The sequence below is a fragment of the Pseudoalteromonas sp. SD03 genome (genome assembly GCF_040937955.1).
Lineage (GTDB): Bacteria > Pseudomonadota > Gammaproteobacteria > Enterobacterales > Alteromonadaceae > Pseudoalteromonas > Pseudoalteromonas tetraodonis.
Genome location: NZ_CP162515.1, coordinates 773,054 through 792,768 on the forward strand (window position 1 = coordinate 773,054; position 19,715 = coordinate 792,768).

Consider the following 19,715-nt stretch of genomic DNA (forward strand, 5'->3'; position numbering starts at 1 on the left):
TGTTACTTTTATTTTAAGCATTAAAAAAGGGGCAAAGCCCCTTTATTATATGTATGCCTAATTAGCCGTTACGTTGAGTGTTACGCCGCTCGCTAAGCTGTAACCTCTTAAATCAATGTACCAAGTACCTGCTTGTGGGTTATCAAATGTACATTCTTCATTATTACCATTTTTGTAGGGTCTACATAAGTATGAAGACGTACTTGAAGGCGAGCCAAAGTTTACATAAAGATCAGCATCACCATTACCACCGGCAATACTAATATTTAAAGTGCTATACCCTTCTGATAAATCTTGAGTAAAACGGCTCCAGTTATTAGTAGTCACATTAATATTAGACTCAGTTCTATTAATTGGCGTCACACCACCATTCCCATCAGAGTAGCTTCCCGTTAGCGATACACCAGATATCGCACTCCATGCTTCAACCATTACATAGTAAGTTCCTGCTTGTGCATTACTAATGTTGCAGCTTTCTGTACTGGTAGATGTTGTGCTATTGCAATCATAGTTATTTAAGCTTGGTCTACTATCAAATTTAACATATAGGTCTGCATCACCTGAGCCACCCATTGTATTAAATTGAAGATTTGTTGCGCCGTCAGGGACTTCCAAAGTAAAGAATAGTTGCTCTTTTTCTGCGCCGCTAATACCCGTACGGGTTACCCCATTGGTTAACACTTCATCGTCAGTCGGTGGTGGTGGTGTAGCACAATCACTACCTGAACTAAGATTTGAATTAACACCTACCGCAGCCAAAGCGGCTTTTACATCATTAGGGTCATAATTTAAATCACACGCAGCATCCATCACACCGTTACCGGCTAAATCCCAGCCTACACCCGCACTCCAATATAGTTGGTTAGCACGTGCCATTACGATAAAGGCTTTTTGCGTATCCCAACCCGGCGTGGTTGCTAAATTATAAAATGCCTTGTTATAAACACCTGAACTATAATGCACGTCCATACCTGAATAATAGTTACTTTGGTTATCTATTGAACGGCCATCTTGGGTAGGGTTATTCATGTAACGCAGTGCACCATTACCTTTAAAAATATCCTTTCCGACTAGCCAATCGTTGCTACCTTTCATATAAAATTCAGCGGCTTCACCAGCCATATCCGAAAATGCTTCGTTTAACCCGCCTGGTTTACCATTATAAATTAAGCCTGAATTTTGCTCAGTAAAGCCATGGCTAACTTCATGTGCAGATACATCTAAACTTACCAATGGATAAAACGTATTTTGGCCATCACCAAAGGTCATTGCACTGCCATCCCAAAACGCATTTTCATAGTTACTTGAGTAATGAACCCGCATTTGTAACTGAAAACTCAAAGGCGCAGTCCCTAACCAATCGTTATACATATTAAAAATAACGTTACCAAAAAAATGAGCATCGTTTAGCGGTGAATAAGCACCGTTAATTTCTTTAAACGTATTTTCAGGACATGTAAATGAATACGCAGAAGAGCCACTTGTTCCGCCATTTAAATTAATAGTGCGAACATTTGCGTTATTCATGCTACAAGTATTACCTGATTGACTAACATCTAGGCTGTCAAAATCAGTTCCATATAAATACTTGCCTGTTTTTAGATTACCGCCAGGGCCTGTTGCATTGGCATGTTGCAGGTTATCGTAACTAAGCAAGACCTCACCGGTATTAGCATCAATGATCAGGTATGGCCTTGATGGTGACTTGCCATAAGTAACATAAGACACTTCATAAACTAAATGCGCCTTATTTTGATCGTCAACCCAGATAGCAAGTCTGGATTGCTCATTATGTTTTTTTAAGCCTACTGATTTTGCAGCTATACCCGTTTTAGACCCTTTTAAAATCGCATCTTTTTTTGTCAATTTAGCCGATACATCAGATAAATCTTCATCAATATTATAAACAGCTGCACCATGGGCTTTTTTAAGCATCCCATTATTAAATGTTAAGCTGACCGTATCACCAATGACAGGAATGCCCTGATACGTTTGTTGATAGCGGCGGGTTACTTCTCCGTTATTGCTAGTAAATTCTTTTAATACAACTAATTCGTTCCCTACACTCAACCCAATCAACTGATTTGGACTTACTGATAATAAGGAAGCAGAGTTTGATTGCACCATATTATTAATTGTCGGTTGTTGATTTAGGTATTTCTTATTCGCAGCTACTGCATTTGTTGCTTGAACCAAAGTTAAAGCAGCAAAAGTTGCTATTGTGATTTTAGATAAATTCACGTTTACGCTCCGTTAAAGTTTAAGTTTTTAATATATTTGTATTAATCGGCACACCTTGTACCCGATTAAGGATCAGAGTAGGTTACAAACTTAAATAACGAAAATTAAACATTTAATTTACAATTAAAGTATTAGCTCGGAAATTAATCTATTATTTTACAATGATTTAAAAACTACTGTTTTAACTAATGAAGTCCAGAAACAACATTTCGTATACATATATTTACATAAAACAGCCAGCAAAAAGCATTAGATTTTAAAATCACACGCTTTATTGTTAATCACTAATCGACTGCTCAATGAGCATGTAGTTGCAAGGAAAAGACTTTACCTGTTGAGCTTTAAAAGAGGGGTAATCTATTTTAAATGGGTAGGGAGTAGTTTTAAAAACACGCAGTTCATAGCCATGCACCACTATTTGCTATGTTTAAACAAATTTGCTTTTATTGAGGGCGATTTTAACTTGAGGCAATAACGGTATCGCCAATCACTTGTACTAAGCCCATGTATCTAAATGGGGTTTGTCGTCATCTTCTTCAGCGGTTTTATTGCGCGATTTATTTTCGTCAAACGCCAGCTTATGTTGCTTTTCTACTTCTCTTTTTTTACGCTCTTCTAACTCGACTTTTTTGGCACTGGCACTTTGTTGAACCCCAGCAATATGAAAAGCCCCTTTAGATTCAAGCGTTAAACGCGTAATAGGCCCTAAATAAGGGATCATTATATCCATGCGTGCCTCCATTGAATTGAATGTAATTTAATCACTATAAAACTGTTGATAAATAAAGCAAACCTTTAGTTATTATCGACAGTTATAAGGTATTCTTTAATTTAAGAAAATTTTTCTTGCCATGCTATTGGTTTATGTGTTTTTATAAATGCGAAATTTATTAAACAAGCAACAGCTAAGCGTTAACATAATAACGAATAGCTAAACAGGATAAAAAATGCGCAACACTCTGACAGCAGTACATCACCACCATCATTCATCGGAATAACCTGTCAGGTCTTTCGCTGAGAGGTTGTTCCTAAAAGGAAACCTCTGGCGAATCAACATACCAAGATTCATTTTCGCCCTGAGGTTTCCCTCGGGGTTTTTAGTTTTAAAATTAAAGGAAAATGAGTAATGAATAATAGTAATCGTCTTCGTATCGCCATCCAAAAAGGCGGCCGCCTATCTAAAGATTGTCAAGATCTGCTTAAGCAACTGGGTGTAAAACTCAACCTTCGCGAGCAGCGCCTTATAGCACACTCAACCAACATGCCAATTGACGTTTTACGTGTACGCGATGACGATATTCCAGGTTTAGTTATGGACGGTGTATGTGACTTAGGTATTGTTGGCGAAAACGTTTTAGTTGAAGTACAAGCAGAAAGAGAGCGCCAAGGCGTTCCAAGCGAAGTAACTAAATTATCAAAATTAGATTTTGGTTACTGTCGTCTTGCACTTGCATGGCCACAAGAACTAGGTAAGCAAGACAAAAGCTGGTTTGAAGGCAAACGTATTGCAACCACCTACCCTGAAATTTTAAGCCAATATTTAAAACGTGAAGGCATCAACGCCAGCACTGTTATGCTCACAGGCTCTGTTGAAGTGGCGCCGCGTGCTGGTCTTGCTGATGCCATTTGTGATTTGGTCTCAACAGGTGCAACCCTTGAAGCTAATGGCTTAATGCAGGGTGATACGATTTTAGAGTCAAACGCCTGTTTGATTCAAAACACTCAATTGCAAGATGCTGACAAACTCGCGCTTATCAATAAATTGATGCCGCGTTTGCGTGGTGTTAAGCAAGCCAAAGAAAGCAAATACATCATGCTACACGCACCAAAAGACAAGCTGGATGAAATTTGTGAAATCCTGCCTGGTTCTGGTCAACCTACATTACTTGCACTAGCAGGATCTGACGAATATGTAGCATTGCACATGGTAAGCAGCGAAACGTTATTTTGGGAAACCATGGAGCAACTTAAAGCACTCGGCGCGAATTCTATTTTAGTTATGCCAATTGAAAAAATGATGGAGTAACAGCCATGCTTCGTTGGAATGAAGAATCATCACAGGTTCAAGCAGCGGCGCTGATGCGCCCTGCTGTATCAGCGAGTGAAAAAGTAGAAAGTATTTGCCAAACTATTTTGGCAAAAGTAAATGCGCAAGGCGATGCTGCATTACTGGCGTTAGCAAAAGAGTTTGATAACCGAGCTGAGCCGCGTTTACGTGTTCCACTTGATGAAATTAATGCCGCTGAGAAAATGCTAAGCCCTGAGCTTAAGTATGCAATTGATACCGCTTATGCAAATGTAAAATGTTTTCACCAAGCGCAACTGCCTAAAGATATTAAGTTATCGACTCAACCAGGCGTTGAATGTGAACTGAAATATCAAGCCATCGAAGCGGTCGGTATTTATGTACCCGGGGGCAGTGCGCCATTGCCATCGTCAGTTATAATGCAAGGTGTATTGGCGCAGTTAAGCGGTGCAAAAACCGTGGTACTCACTACCCCCGTACAAGGCGATAAAGCAATAAATCCTGCTATTTTATATGCTGCTAAATTATGTGGTATCACCACTATTATTGAAAGCGGTGGTGCAGGCGCGATTGCTGCAATGGCCTACGGCACTGAATCAGTACCTAAAGTGAATAAAATTTTTGGCCCAGGTAATAGCTTTGTGACTATGGCAAAGCAGTTAGTTGCACAAACAATTCCAGGAATGGCGATTGATATGCCAGCAGGTCCATCTGAAGTATTAGTGATAGCAGATGAACGAGCAAATCCAGAGTTTATTGCGGCCGATTTACTCTCACAAGCAGAGCATGGCGCCGACTCGCAAGTTATTTTATTGTGTAACAGCGAAACTATTATTAAACAAACACAAGACGCGCTTACTCGTCAATTAGCTAACTTAAGCCGAAAAGACACCGCTGAACAAGCGTTGGCCAATTCGTCACTTATTTTAGTTGATTCAATAGCGCAAGCATTTGATGTATCAGCGCAATATGGGCCAGAGCACTTAATTTTACAGCTGGCAGATGCAACCCCGTACCTTGATTCGGTTAAAAATGCAGGTTCAGTATTTGTTGGCGACTACACACCAGAATCGGCTGGCGATTATGCATCGGGTACTAACCACGTATTACCTACTTACGGTTATAGCGCGACATACTCAAGCTTAAACTTGCTTGATTTTTTCCGCACATACACAGTACAAACTATTAGTAAAAGTGGCTTAACTGAGCTTTCAAAAGCTATTTTACCACTGGCAGACGCAGAAGGCCTTGATGCCCACGCTAATGCGGTTTCAATTCGTTTAGAGGCAATAAACAATGAGCAATGAGAGCGCCCAAGCAACCAGCTTATTACCCGATAATATTAAAGCGCTTGCTGCTTACAGCTCGGCTAAAAGTGAAAAGTTAACAGGCACAACGTGGCTCAATGCCAACGAAAGCCCATATGCTAAAAACCTTGAGCTGAGTATTGAAGATTTAAATCGCTACCCCGACCCTCAGCCACAATTGGTTATTGATCGCTATGCAGCTTACACCGAGCTTAAAAGCGACAATGTCCTTATGACGCGAGGTGCAGATGAAGGCATTGAGCTTTTAGTACGCACGTATTGCCAGCCAGCTAAAGATAGTATTGCGCTGTTTTTGCCTAGCTACGGTATGTATAAAGTCACTGCTGATACGCACAATGTGGCTATTAACGCGCTTACTCAAGAGTTATTATTAACAGCCAATGTTGATGATATTGTCACTGCGGTCGGTAGCTCAAAACTGGTGTTTATTTGTAATCCAAATAACCCAACAGGTAGTTTAACGCCGCTAGATAAAGTAAAAGCCATTGCCACTGCGCTTGCAGGTAAAGCATTGGTGATTGTTGATGAAGCCTATATTGAGTTTTGCCCAGAGCAAAGTGCAACACAACTTATAAACGAGTTTAGTAATATTGTAGTGCTACGTACACTGTCAAAAGCGTTTGCGTTGGCAGGCCTGCGAACCGGGTTTACCCTCGCTCAAGCCATTGTACTTGCGCCCATTCGTAAAGTCATTGCACCGTATCCGGTATCGAGCGTGATAGCGAGTATTGCAGCGCAAGCCATTGCCCCTGATGCCATTACCTCTATGCGTCGCCAAGTGAGCATTTTAAACAGCTTAAAATTAAAGCTAATAGAGTGGTTAAACGCCTCCCCTGCTGTATTAAAAATTCTCACTGGTGAAGGCAACTTTGTTACCTTAAAATTGGCCGATAAAAACAGCTTTAAAGTTGCCCTTGAACAAGGCTTAGTCATGAGGGCATTTACCTTATACGGTGAAGACGACTGGCTACGCATTTCAATTGGTAGCGAACAAGAATTAGAACAAGTAAAAATTTGGCTCGATGGTTTAACCACCCCAACAGCCCTATCACAACAGGAAGTATCATGAGTAATCCCTATTTATTTATAGACCGTGACGGCACCATTATTGAAGAGCCAATCACCGACAAACAGGTAGATAGCCTTGAAAAGTTGGCTTTTTTACCTGGTGTTATTCCGGCATTATTGCAACTGCAAGCAGCAGGCTATCGCTTAGTGATGGTATCTAATCAAGATGGTTTAGGCACTGACAGTTTCCCTACTGCGGATTTTGACATAGCCCAAGACAAAATGATGGACATACTCAACAGCCAAGGGATTAACTTTGAAGATGTACTCATTTGCCCACACTTTGATGAACAAAACTGCGATTGCCGTAAGCCAAAAACAGGCTTACTGACCGAGCTTATGCGCTCTGGAAACGTAGATTTAGCGCGCTCTTTTGTAATTGGCGACCGCCAAACAGATATTGGCCTTGCGCAAAACTTATGTTGTGAAGGTATTTTATACGATGGTAGCTGGCCTGCTATTGTTACTAAGCTGACCACAGCCAACCGTGAAGGTCGTGTTACACGCAACACCAAAGAAACACAAATTGATGTAGCGGTTAATCTTGATCAGACTAAAAACGGTAGCATAGACACCGGCCTTGGCTTTTTTGATCACATGCTGGATCAAATACGCACCCACGCAAACATTGGCTTAAACATTAAAGCCAAAGGCGATTTACACATAGACGAGCATCACCTTGTTGAAGACATTGGTATTGCCTTAGGGGTTGCTCTTAAACAAGCGCTGGGCACAAAATCACAAATAGCGCGTTATGGTTTTGCATTGCCTATGGATGAATGTAAAGCCGAAGCGCAAATTGACTTATCTGGACGTGCTTCATTTGTGTTAAACGCTAACTTTAGCCGTGAAAAAGCCGGTGATTTAGACGTACAAATGGTAGAGCATTTTTTCAAAAGCTTAAGTGATAACGCTGCAATTAGCCTTATTTTGTCGGTAAGTGACGGTAACTGTCATCACCAAGTAGAGGGCTTATTTAAAGCGTTTTCACGGGCACTGCGTATGGCAATTGCACAAGATACTAGTCAACAAACAGCCAGCTCTAAGGGGTGTTTATGATAGCGATAATTAATACCGGTTGTGCCAATATCAACTCGGTACGCTTTGCATTTGAGCGTTTAGGTAAAACCCCTACGGTTATTACCTCGCCAGAACAATTAGCGGGCTATGAGCGCGCTATTTTACCTGGTGTTGGCCATGCATCTGTGGCTATGAAGCGCCTAGTCGATAATGGTTGGCAGCAAGCCATTAACGAATATCAGCGCCCGCTAATGGGAATTTGCTTGGGGATGCAACTGCTGTGCGAAAGCACCGAAGAAGGTAACGTGCAATGCTTAGGTAAAATACCAGGCCAAGTAAAAGCACTGGATGTAGGTAGTTTAACGTCACCGCATATGGGGTGGAATAACTTATCTATCCAACAAGCGCACCCACTAACTAAAGGGCTGCATAAAGACGATCAGGTTTATTATGTGCACAGCTTTGCGCACACCGTTAACGATGCCACTTTAGTCAGTAGTGAATACGGGCAAACTTTTTCAGCCATTGTCGCTAAAGATAATTATGCCGGTATGCAATTTCACCCAGAGCGAAGTGCTAAAGTAGGCACCCGTTTATTACAAAACTTTCTAGATTGGCAGTTATAAGCGACTGTTAATAAATAATAAAAGAGATACACAGTGATTATTCCAGCATTAGACGTATTACAAAATCAAATTGTACGTTTGTATCAAGGTAAATATGATACCGCACAGTTTTACCCCTTTGAACTTGGCGCTCGCCTAAAAGAATACGCCGATAGCGGCGCGGGTAAACTGCACCTTGTTGATTTAGAAGGCGCACGCGATCCCAGTAAAAAACAATGGCAACATATTCAAGCAGCCACAAAAGCACTGGATGTTCCCTACCAAGTGGGTGGGGGTATTCGTTCAGAGCAAGATGTGAGCGATTGGTTAAAAGCCGGTGCAAATCAAGTGGTTATTGGTTCAATGGCAGTTGAAAAGCGTGAACAGGTTAAAGCTTGGATTGAACAATTTGGCGCTGAGCACTTTGTGATTGCCCTTGATGTTAATAAAACAGAGTCCGGCTGGGCGCCAGCAACCCATGGTTGGTTAAATGAATCTGAGTTTGGGCTATTTGAACTTATTGATTTTTATGTAGAGCTGGGCATTATTGATTTTTTATGTACGGACATCAGTAAGGACGGCACCATGACCGGCCCCTCTTTTGCGCTTTATGAAGATTTAATTAATCATAATGCAGATATTAAAGTACAAGCGTCGGGTGGGGTAAGTTCGTTGGATGATATTAAAAAGCTAAATGAACTTGGTGTTGGCGGCGTGATTTTAGGTAAGTCTTTATTAGATGGTGCTTTCAGCGTAGAAGACGCGCTTAAATTAAGCTAAAAATATAGCTCTAAAAAAGGCACAGGTGCGAGCGCATCTGTGCCTTTTTTGTATAAAACTATTAGTTTATTTATGCTTACCAGGTAACATAGAGCCTAATACGCCATCTTGCTTTATTAAACCATGATAAAGCGCGGCACTAACATGCATAAAGATAAACAATAAAAATGCATAAGCAATTAAACCATGTGCTTCACGGAAAAAAGCATACGTTTCAATATCTTTACTAACTAAGCTGGGCAAAGTAAATAAACCAAAAAAGCTCACATGACGGCCATCAGCGCTTTGCATTAACCAACCAGAAATCGGCATTAAAATCATAGATGCATATAAACCCACTTGGGTTAAATGCGCGGCTAGTGCTTGAGCCTTAGGCACACTCGGTGGTAATGCAGGACTGGTGGTGACGACTTTATTGATTAATCTAATAGCAACTAACACTAACGCTAAAATACCAAATGACTTATGCAGCGCAATGGCCTCTACTTGCCAAACCGCTAAACTTTGTACCATCGACAAACCAAGAAATAACATAGAAAGTATGATTAACGCCATCGCCCAGTGAATAAGCATACTCGACGCTGAGTATTTATTAATTGTTTTCATTCGATATTTCCTGTTATTAATTATTTAAAAGTACTTCTTTAGCACGACGACGAAATGACTCAGCATAAGCCGCGCCACGGGCACGTAATATAGGATCGGCGCTTGGCTCTATCCCTGTAGGAAGTACCAAGGGATCAAAGTTCATATCAGCACACACGCCTCCTTCTTGCGCCTGAAGCCTTGAGATAACTAACGTACCGGCATTTATGGTTTTACGTGATTGAGGCCATAAAACAGTTGGGTTATTTTCATCATCCTCTTCGGTTGCAAAGCTAAACAGCATGTCGAATTTAACGGGGGCTTGAGCAACTTGATCTTTAAGTTGTAGCTGCAATGCATCGGCTGAATCATTATTAAGTGGTTGAATGTTTTCATCACTTAATTGTGGTTTAGCTATCCAACGTACGGCGTGCTTTTTATTATTTTCATCAACCAAATAAAAGGCATTAATACTGTGGTATTGCTCAGTGGCAAAACTGCTGGTTGGTTTATAACTTGCTTTCCAGTTATTAAATGCGGCACTTTCAGGGTGTGCGGCAAAAAAGGCTTTAATTTTTTCAGGACTGCGTTTTTTAGTTACCGGATCAGGGGATAGCGCTTGTAACTGTTTAAAGAACGCATCTGGCGTCGCTACAGCCATAACTGGAGGCGTGTTCATTGCTACGCGCCATTCTTGGTTATCATCGGTAGTTATAGAAAACGCTAAACTGCGCACCGGTGCTTTTAAATCAGGCGCGGTTGGGTTATTGCCCGCAATAGAAAAACGGCCAACAAAAGGAGTGGCCCCTAAATCAAATACCTTTGCTTGCGAATATTTAGCAAGCTCACCGGTAGACTCAAACGACCCCGCTAAACAAATACCTTTTGCATGGGCTCGACGAAAACCCGCATGGGCTTGATCACCTTGTTGTAAATTAACAAAACGCTGCGCAGTAACCGCATCGCTGTTAAAAGCGCCGGTAAAATATAAAATCGTCAGTGCAAATAAAGTGATTATTGCAATTAAGGTGATTTTTTTACTCATGGTAGGATTAGACCTCGTATGATTATTTTCATGATGATTATGTTTGGAATTTTTCATAGTTTTAATTACGTCTTTAAATTAATGGCTAACCATTACTGAGATATGCTTTAGATCGGATAGCTTTTATTTAGTTATACCGACACGACACTCACAAGACCGACCCCAAGCAATTAATATTTCAATTTAATTAATAAAAACCGCACTTTAAGTATTTTAAATTCCAAAAATATAATCTTTATGAGCTGCGCTTTAAAAAAGCCGATTGTTAATTATACTAATGTTGATACAAAGCAAGCATTAGGGTACTGATTTATTACGTTCTACAAAATCACACAAATTAAAACAAAACCGTACAGCAATAATAAACTGTTGAAATTAAAATATTATTTATTACTCACTCGTTATCTACTGCTTTTTTCAAGTAGTAAGTAGTTATAGCTTAATAAACAGCAGTACAGGTAAATTCGAAAATAAACACATTTACGCATTTTATAATTTTGAACCACACAAAAATGCCAACGATTAACACCGCACTTTTTATTTAAGGTAAGCAAGATGATCAATAAACCATGTTTTACTAAATTTAATTTTATTAGTATTGCGCTACTGTTGTTAGCCGGTTGTTCAGATAGCGAAGTCAGCACTCAAAAGCAAAACAAGCCACGCCCTGTTAAGTTAATAACCATTGATGATGGCTCTCAATCAAAAACACTCACCTATCCTGCCACTATAGATACAATAAACAGCTCAAAACTGGCCTTTCAGGTCAGTGGTAAACTTGAAAAGCTCAACGTTATTGCTGCGCAAAACGTAAAAAAAGGAGACGTAATAGCCGCATTAGAGCAACGAAACTTTGTTAATGAGGTTAAGTCGAGCAAAATACAGTTTGAAACGGCCAACAATGATTATCAACGTGGTTTAAAGCTTGCAAAAGACGGTGTTATTTCACAGCGAGATATAGAGCAACTAAAATCTAAAAAAGAAGTGGCCGAATCACAATATGACTCAGCGCAAAAGGCATTATCTGACAGTAAAATCATAGCGCCTTACGATGCCATTGTTGCAGAAGTTCCAGTAAAGCAGCTTGAAAACATCAGTGCTGGGCAACATGTAGTTACCCTATTTGGTAAAGGTGAAATGGAAGCGGTTGTAAATATTCCCGCGTCTATTGTGGCCACGGTAGATTCTAAACAAAACAATGTAGCGACTGTTATTTTACAAGATGTATCGGCTGCGCCTATCCCTGCCACATTTAGACGTGCGAATTTAGAAGCCGACTCAGCCAGTCAAACCTATGAAGTACGCTTTTCGTTTGCTGTACCCAATAACCTTAATATATTACCTGGCATGAATGCCAGCCTAAAAATAGAACGTCAAACAAGTTCAAACGCAACACGACTGGCTGTCCCTACCTTTGCTATTTTTGAAGAAAACGGCCAGCATTTCGTATGGACTGTTGACCAACAAACAATGCAAGTATCAAAAACACTCGTTGCTATTGAGCAAGGTATTGGCGAACAACTGATTATTACTGAGGGCTTAAAAGCAGGTGATGTGATTGTAGGTGCAGGTGCAAACTATGTGACTGAGGGTATGAAAGTACGTCCTTGGACTAAAGCATAGGAGCGCAGTCATGGATTTAGCAAAGTGGACAATAAATAATAAATTAATTAGCACTATACTCATCATTTTAACGCTTGGCTTTGGTTTTTCGTCATACAAAAACATGGCTCGGTTTGAAGATCCCGAATTTATAATTCGCACCGCGCAAGTATTTGTTTCTTATTCAGGCGCGAGCCCGCTTGAGGTTGCTAAAGAAGTGACCGAGCCGCTTGAGCGTGCCATTCAAGAGTTACAAGAAGTCGATACTATATCGTCGACCTCATCAACGGGCTTATCTGAAATTAAAGTAGAAATTAAATCAGAATTTTCGCCAACCAAATCTGAGCTACAAGTTATTTGGACTAAACTCAGAAACAAAATTAACGATACTCGCCCAACACTTCCTCCTGGTACAGGGACCCCCAAAGTGTTTGATGATTATGGCGATGTATATGGCTTAAGTTATTTAATTACTGCCGAAGGTTACTCCCCCGATGAACTGCATGCCTATGCTAAAACGCTACAAAGTGACATTTTACAAGTAGACGGTGTAGCGAAAGTTGCCATGACGGGCGTACAACAAGAGGGAATATTTGTAGAAATTGCTCGAGAAGAGTTAGCCTCTTTAGGTGTATCTATCAATAACATTTACGGTATTTTGGATGAACAAAACGCCGTATTGAGTGCAGGTAATACCCAAATTGGCGATCAACGTATTTTTATTGATCCCACCGGCGAATTAAACTCCGTTGATACCATTAAAAACCTACTGGTAAGTGCCAGCGCTAAAGGTAAAACAATTTACCTAAAAGATATTGCCAATGTATACCGCGGTTTTCAAAGCCCAGCAACCAAGTTAGTGCGCTACAACTCTAAGCCTGCCATATCCCTGGGGGTTGCCAGTGTATTAGGCGCTAATGTGGTAAAAGTGTTTGACCGCGTTGATGATAAAGTAAAGCAAACTGAAAACCTCAGACCGCTTGGCATCAGCGTGCATGAGTTTTACCACCAAGGAAAAGTGGTACAAGACTCAGTCGATAACTTTGTGGTTAATGTATTAGTCGCGCTGGTGATTGTCATGGTCACGCTACTGCTATTTATGGGGTTGCGCTCTGGGATTATTATTGGCGCCGTATTACTGCTAACTATTTTTGCGACACTTGCTACCATGGACTTTAGCGGTATACCCATGCACCGTATTTCCTTAGGTGCGCTTATTATTGCCCTCGGTATGATGGTTGATAATGCGATTGTGGTGACAGAAGGAATTTTGGTAGGCACACAACAAGGGCGTAAAAAGTTAGACATTGCCAGTGAAGTTGTAAAACAAACTAAATGGCCACTACTTGGCGGTACATTAGTCGGCATTGTTGCCTTTGCACCTATTGGCCTCGCACCGGGCGATACCGCTGAATTTACCGGCCATTTATTTTGGGTTATTTTAATCTCTTTGTTATACAGCTGGTTATTTGCCATTACCCTAACTCCCCTGTTTTGTTATTGCTTGTTTAAAGAACAAGATGGCGATACCTCCGGTTCAGCAAAACCTAATAAGCTCATGGCACTGTATCAATCGGTTGTAGTGTCAGCACTTCATCATCGCTGGTTAACGGTTACTGTTGTGGTTGCCATGTTTAGTGTGTCTATGTGGGGTTTTCAATTTGTAAAATCAGGGTTTTTCCCAGCTTCCACCACGCCGCAAATGGTGGTTGATTTTTGGTTACCACAAGGCACCGATATTGAAAAAACCAAAAAAGACATGCTCAAACTGGAAGCGTTTGTAAAACAACAAAACGGCGTTGAAGGCATACAAACGCTTATTGGCGGTGGCGGATTACGTTACATGCTTATTTATGGCAGCGAATCACCCAACAGTTCTTACGGGCAAATTTTAGCTAAAGTCGATGACTATAAAAAACTAGATCAACTCTTACCTAGGGTACAAAACTACATCGATAATAACTTTGTGGATGCGCAAGGCAAAGTATGGCGCTTTGTAATGGGCCCAGGTGGTGGCTCTAAAATAGAAGCCACATTTAAAGGCCCCGATCCGAGTGTATTAAGAGAGCTGGCAGCAAAAGCAAAAGCCATATTAATTGATGATGGCGGTGCGTTATCAATTAAAGACACCTGGCGACAACGCATTAGTGTTATTGAACCACAGTACTCAGCCATTAATGCACAGCGCGCAGGTGTAACGCGCAAAGCTGTTGCTGAAGCACTGCAACAAAACTTTTCAGGGCAAGTGGTTGGGCAGTATCGTGAAGGCGAAGAGCTCATTCCTATTATCGTCAGAGCGCCACAAAAAGAACGCGTAGACATAAACGACATTGGTAACATTCAAGTGCAAAGCAATATCACCGGTGAAACACTGCCTCTTGCTCAAGTCACCAATGGCTTTAAAACCGTATGGCGCGACGGCATATTAAAACGTGAAGACCGTGAATGGACCATAAAAGCCCAAGCCGATCCACTGCCAGGGGAGCTTGCTTCTGAGTTATTTAATAGAGTAAAACCAAAAATAGAAGCCATTGAACTACCACAAGGCTACCGCCTAGAATGGGATGGCGAATATGGTCAATCGAAAGAGTCTAACGAAATGCTGGCCTCAACTATTCCACTGGGTTTTTTAGCCATGGTACTCATTGTTATTGTGTTATTTAACGCATTAAAACAACCTATTATTATTTGGCTTGTGGTGCCATTAGCCTTAATTGGTGTTGTTTTTGGGCTGGTTACTACGCAAATCCCATTAGAGTTTATGGGTATATTAGGATTACTGTCGCTCTCTGGTTTATTGATTAAAAATGCCATTGTATTAGTGGATCAGATGGATATGGAAATACGCCAAGGAAAACCACGCTATGAGGCCATTATCGATTCGGCAAATAGTCGGGTAAGACCAGTAATGATGGGCACACTCACCACCGTACTAGGGGTAATACCACTATACTTTGATGCGTTTTTCCAATCGATGTCAGTGGTACTGGTGTTTGGGTTACTGTTTGCCACCCTACTGACTTTAATTGTGATCCCCGTACTCTACGCGATATTTATGAACGTAAAAACAGATGAACATATACATAGTTAATTGTTGATCACACTGAATCTTGGTCAAATGTTATGAACACTTTGATCAAGATTCACCCTACTTTAGTCAAAAATTACAGAATAAACGCACAACCATAATGGCAATAAACGCACTTTCTAATTATTATATTAATATCAAACAGCAGTATTTTTAAATTAACGATAACAATTCTACTGTCCGCCCTATATTAAATTTAGTCGCTTTTGTTATTCAATAATAATTGGCTCGGAAACTTTATATGCCATTACAACGCTTACTTATTCTATTTATATCACTGGCGTTAAGTGAAGCCATTATTATGATGTTATTGGCATCATTTGTTACGAAATATACAGGCATCTGGTTTTCTGTAATATTAGATGCCAGCCTTATCTCATTCATTGCTATTATTACTATTCACTACTTATTTAATGATAGTGACTTTGTAAAAAACCAACAATCGAGAACCGAATTCCTAACATTTAAAATAGCTATGATCGTTTTTACGATTGAGGCTTTAGTTATGTTTGCCTTTAATTTTGACGAATTTGTTTTACAGCAATGGCAAGTCATAGCAATTGATAGCTTAATACTCAGTAGTCTGAGTGTGCCTATAATTTACTTTTCCATTATTAAACCTGCCTTCTTGCCCTTACAAGAGCAAAATTCGCAAAAGCTAAACACAACCATATTTACTAGCCTACTGACCTATTTTTGCTCTGCAATTATTTTATATATTGCCTTGTATATGTTTTACGAAAACCAAATACAAACGCGTATAGGTTCTGTTATTCAAAAAGAGAAAAATGAGTTAAAACAAGCTAAATATTCGTTTTTACAACAACTTAATCATGCATCTCGTGATCTGTTAATTCTTAAAAATAATCACCACTTTAAGGAACAGCGTTTTTTTAGTAATGAAAACAAAACACTATTAGAACAGGACTATTTTAATTTTATCACCATAAAAAATTATTACACCCAAATAAGAATTCTTAGCTTAAAAGGCCAAGAGTTAATAAGGGTGCAAAGAGAAAATAACAGTACCGTTATCGTACCTCCAGACAAGCTTCAAGATAAAAGCGATCGATACTACTATAAACGCGGGATAAAGCTCAGCCCTGATGATATTTTTATATCTCCATTAGATTTAAATATTGAAAATGGTCAAATTGAAAGGCCATTAAAACCAATGATCCGTTTAGGCTCAGTGCTAGTTGACAAAAACAATGAAAAGATTGGCTTACTTATAATAAATCTCGGAGGTGTGCATTTACTTAGTCAATTAGAAAATATTTCTAAAAGCTCACTAGGTGACATTATGCTCTTTAATGAAGAAAGTTACTGGTTATTTGGTGATGTACAAAAACAATGGGCTTTTATGTTTGCCAATAAACCCCAGCAACGTTTTCAAGATATCCATCCAGATATATGGCAAGCGATGGAAACTAAAACAAATGGGATCATTGAAAAGGATAACAACATTTATATTTTTGAACACATGACCTTACTAGATCAAGTACCAACACTTGATAATCAGAGAAATAGCAACGGGAAATGGCCCAAATGGAAGTTAGTAAATAAGGTCCCTCTATCACTGATTGAAAACGAATTTAGTAGTTTAAAAAAATTGATTGTTTTGCTCTATCTAGGTGTAATGTTATTAATGATATTTGTTATTTACACCTTTGCTAATCACACTATCGCCAGACGAGAATACGAGGCCAAAGTAGAAAGTTATGCGTTTGTAGATAGCTTAACAGGACTTTATAACCGTAGGATATTTTTAGATAAGCTTGATAAAGAACTAAATAAAGCCCAGTTCAATGAGTCACCATTAGTCCTCATGTATTTAGATTTAGATTACTTCAAGCCAATAAATGATGAGTTAGGCCATGGTGCAGGCGATGAAGCACTTAAAGAAGTTGCAACGCGCATAAAAAGCTGTTTACGTAAGCACGATATTATTGCTCGAATAGGTGGAGATGAATTTGCAGCAATTTTGCCACAGTTAAATGATAAAGACGTGATCTCTGAGATAGCACAAAGAATCATTACAAATATTAGCAAACCATTTGTTTTATTTGACCAAAAACGCACGCTCGGAATAAGTATAGGAATTACCATCACAAACGGACAAGCTCATACTAGCTTAGAAGTAAAAACACACGCAGACCAAGCACTTTACGAGGCTAAAAATTCCGGTCGAAACTGCTATCGGTTTTCTAAAGAAACACGCTAATTTTTAGTATTTTATGAATTTAGTATACGGTTTCAAGATTGCGCGTTTTTCCGGAATGAATTATCACTTTTAGTTCTAGCTTTTACCATTAACATAGCGCAAGTTTTATTATATAGTGGAGCCAAGAATTCATTGCATAGTAATGCATTTAGATTCATTCATTAAATTAACTATTCATTTTTATTAAAAATATAACATATCAAGTGCAGTCTATGTGTTTTCTAATGAGTTATACCAATAACAAACGTAATAATAACCATATTACAATCCAGAATTTTAAAAACGAGGTAAGCGCATGTTATCAAAACGCATAATTCCTTGTTTAGACGTAAAAGACGGCCAAGTCGTTAAAGGCGTTAAATTTAAGGGCCATGAGGTAGTCGGCGATGTTTTAACACTTGCTAAAGCCTACAGTGAAGCCGGTGCCGACGAACTGGTATTTTACGAGATCAGTGCAAGCGTTGAAAAACGATTACTCGATGTAAATTGGGTAGAAAATATTGCCCGCCATATCGATATTCCATTTTGTGTAGCGGGTGGCATTAAATCGGTAGCCGATGCAGCGCGTGTACTTGAACGCGGCGCTGACAAAATCAGTATTAATAGCCCTGCCATTGCCCGTCCTGAGCTTATAAAAGAGTTACACGATGAGTTTGGCAAGCAGTGTGTGGTTGTCGGTATTGATAGCTTTTACGATGAAACAACCGGTGAATACTTAGTGTATCAGCTTACAGGCGATCCTAATGCCTCAAGCCGTACTCGTTATAAAACCCAAGAGTGGGTTCAGCGGGTACAAGACTTAGGCGCTGGCGAAATTGTTTTAAACTGTATGAACCAAGATGGCGTTCGTAATGGTTACGACAACGAGCAACTAAGCAAAATACGCGAGCTATGCGACATTCCTTTAATCGCCTCAGGGGGCGCAGGCACAATGCAAGATTTTGTTGATGTATTTAAACAAAGCAAAGTAGATGGTGCACTCGCAGCCAGCGTTTTTCATAAAAACGTGATTAACATTGGCGAACTAAAACAATTTTTAATAGATAACCAAGTGGCAGCCAGATTATGCTAGTAACGCAAGAAAACCTAACTCAAGTTGATTTCGCAAAAAGCGAGATGATCCCTGCCATTGTTCAAGATGCACGCTCTGGCGTTATTTTAATGCAAGGGTTTATGAATAGCGAAGCACTTGCTGTCACGCTTGAAAGTAATAAGGTGACTTTTTATTCGCGTTCTAAATCGCGTTTATGGACCAAAGGCGAGTCATCAGAAAACTACTTAAACGTGGTCTCTGTGCATACAGATTGCGACTACGATTCAATTTTAGTATTGGCAAATCCAGAAGGGCCAACGTGCCATTTAGGCACGCAAAGCTGTTTTGGCGATGCTGCAAAACCAAGCTTAAGCTTTTTAGCGCAACTTGAAGATGTGATTGTTGCACGTAAAAACGACGATCCAGCTAAAAGCTACACCGCATCTTTATTTGCTGAAGACTTAAGCCGCAGCTGCCAAAAAGTAGGTGAAGAAGGCGTTGAAGTGGCGCTTGCGGCAATGAAACACGACAACAATGAGCTTACTAACGAATCGGCTGACTTGTTGTATCACTTAATTGTGTTACTACAGCGTCAAGGCTTAGAGCTCACCGATGCAGTTGCTTGCCTACAAGGGCGTCATAAGTAAAACCGCCTGTTACTGTGTGCGCCATTTTGTGGCGCACTCAGTATGTTAAAACCATAAATTCACTTTAAATTACACCTTGCGAATAGCATTTACTCCCTCCCTTAGGTATTCTTTAACTAGGGTCTGTTGACCTTTGCGGATTAAAATTTGTTCAAACTAGGGGCGGTTTAATCGCGGCGCGAGGTTTGCAACCTAGTGGGCTAAGTCAAAACCGAGCAACAAAGAGTAAATCGCCCCTAGGCAGAACCCGAAGGGCTGCGCCTGTTTGGCATTGATGCTGCGTTATCACCTATTTATGGGGAATAACCACACTACATAGGCTCTGCCTTGCCTAAATACCAAACAGACTGCTGCAAATTCAACCTTGAAAGGTCAATAGACCCTAATGTTCAAGGAATAGCTATTACAAAAGGATAGCGCATT

15 protein-coding genes are annotated in these 19,715 nt (G+C 40.0%); 11 read left to right on the forward strand and 4 right to left on the reverse strand.

What is annotated here, in order from left to right:
- Window positions 1–57: 57 nt before the first annotated feature.
- Both ABZP26_RS19725 and ABZP26_RS19730 read right to left on the reverse strand, forming a co-directional pair.
- Window positions 58–2,241 (reverse strand): M4 family metallopeptidase, encoded by a 2,184-nt coding sequence (locus ABZP26_RS19725; RefSeq protein ID WP_368485742.1) that lies wholly within the window; start codon window positions 2,239–2,241, stop codon window positions 58–60.
- A 496-nt stretch (window positions 2,242–2,737) separates the two neighbouring features.
- The gene (locus ABZP26_RS19730) at window positions 2,738–2,971 is read right to left on the reverse strand and encodes a hypothetical protein (RefSeq protein ID WP_013463298.1); all 234 of its coding nucleotides are present in this window, start codon (window positions 2,969–2,971) and stop codon (window positions 2,738–2,740) included.
- Between the two features lie 396 nt (window positions 2,972–3,367).
- On the opposite strand from ABZP26_RS19730, the gene hisG reads away from it, so the two are divergent.
- Genes hisG through ABZP26_RS19760 form a run of 6 tightly spaced genes read left to right on the forward strand, consistent with a single transcriptional unit; the run spans window position 3,368 to window position 9,068 of the window.
- Window positions 3,368–4,267 (forward strand): ATP phosphoribosyltransferase, encoded by a 900-nt coding sequence (gene hisG, locus ABZP26_RS19735; RefSeq protein WP_013463297.1) that lies wholly within the window; start codon window positions 3,368–3,370, stop codon window positions 4,265–4,267.
- A 5-nt stretch (window positions 4,268–4,272) separates the two neighbouring features.
- Window positions 4,273–5,574, forward strand: a complete 1,302-nt coding sequence (gene hisD / locus ABZP26_RS19740) for a histidinol dehydrogenase (protein ID WP_368485743.1) — start codon at window positions 4,273–4,275, stop codon at window positions 5,572–5,574.
- Window positions 5,564–6,664, forward strand: a complete 1,101-nt coding sequence (gene hisC / locus ABZP26_RS19745) for a histidinol-phosphate transaminase (RefSeq protein WP_368485744.1) — start codon at window positions 5,564–5,566, stop codon at window positions 6,662–6,664. Before hisD ends, hisC begins: the two co-directional genes overlap by 11 nt.
- The gene (hisB, locus tag ABZP26_RS19750; RefSeq protein WP_013463294.1) at window positions 6,661–7,722 is read left to right on the forward strand and encodes a bifunctional histidinol-phosphatase/imidazoleglycerol-phosphate dehydratase HisB; all 1,062 of its coding nucleotides are present in this window, start codon (window positions 6,661–6,663) and stop codon (window positions 7,720–7,722) included. Before hisC ends, hisB begins: the two co-directional genes overlap by 4 nt.
- Complete coding sequence (gene hisH, locus ABZP26_RS19755; RefSeq protein ID WP_013463293.1) at window positions 7,719–8,309, forward strand: imidazole glycerol phosphate synthase subunit HisH; 591 nt, start codon at window positions 7,719–7,721, stop codon at window positions 8,307–8,309. Before hisB ends, hisH begins: the two co-directional genes overlap by 4 nt.
- 33 nt (window positions 8,310–8,342) lie before the next feature.
- Window positions 8,343–9,068 (forward strand): 1-(5-phosphoribosyl)-5-[(5-phosphoribosylamino)methylideneamino] imidazole-4-carboxamide isomerase, encoded by a 726-nt coding sequence (locus ABZP26_RS19760; protein WP_028834570.1) that lies wholly within the window; start codon window positions 8,343–8,345, stop codon window positions 9,066–9,068.
- 66 nt (window positions 9,069–9,134) lie between these two features.
- Here the strand turns inward: ABZP26_RS19760 and ABZP26_RS19765 are convergent, their stop codons facing one another.
- Together ABZP26_RS19765 and ABZP26_RS19770 are read right to left on the reverse strand one after the other, a co-directional pair.
- Window positions 9,135–9,674: a cytochrome b gene (locus ABZP26_RS19765; RefSeq protein WP_024601330.1), complete on the reverse strand. Its 540-nt coding sequence runs from the start codon at window positions 9,672–9,674 to the stop codon at window positions 9,135–9,137.
- A 16-nt stretch (window positions 9,675–9,690) separates the two neighbouring features.
- Entirely contained in the window at window positions 9,691–10,698 is a 1,008-nt protein-coding gene (locus tag ABZP26_RS19770) for a catalase family peroxidase (RefSeq protein ID WP_013463290.1), read from the reverse strand.
- 555 nt (window positions 10,699–11,253) lie between these two features.
- Here ABZP26_RS19770 and ABZP26_RS19775 point away from each other — a divergent pair.
- From ABZP26_RS19775 to hisIE, 5 genes are all read left to right on the forward strand, one after another.
- Window positions 11,254–12,321, forward strand: coding sequence for an efflux RND transporter periplasmic adaptor subunit (locus ABZP26_RS19775; RefSeq protein ID WP_016900158.1), 1,068 nt, complete (start codon window positions 11,254–11,256; stop codon window positions 12,319–12,321).
- 10 nt (window positions 12,322–12,331) lie between these two features.
- Window positions 12,332–15,391, forward strand: a complete 3,060-nt coding sequence (locus ABZP26_RS19780; RefSeq protein ID WP_013463288.1) for an efflux RND transporter permease subunit — start codon at window positions 12,332–12,334, stop codon at window positions 15,389–15,391.
- Between the two features lie 298 nt (window positions 15,392–15,689).
- Window positions 15,690–17,612, forward strand: a complete 1,923-nt coding sequence (locus tag ABZP26_RS19785; protein ID WP_368485745.1) for a diguanylate cyclase — start codon at window positions 15,690–15,692, stop codon at window positions 17,610–17,612.
- Between the two features lie 295 nt (window positions 17,613–17,907).
- Entirely contained in the window at window positions 17,908–18,684 is a 777-nt protein-coding gene (hisF, locus tag ABZP26_RS19790) for an imidazole glycerol phosphate synthase subunit HisF (RefSeq protein ID WP_033103129.1), read from the forward strand.
- A complete protein-coding gene (hisIE, locus tag ABZP26_RS19795) occupies window positions 18,678–19,292 on the forward strand; it encodes a bifunctional phosphoribosyl-AMP cyclohydrolase/phosphoribosyl-ATP diphosphatase HisIE (protein ID WP_013463284.1) in 615 nt (204 codons plus the stop codon). The genes hisF and hisIE overlap by 7 nt, the downstream gene beginning before the upstream one ends.
- The last annotated feature ends 423 nt before the right edge of the window (window positions 19,293–19,715 follow it).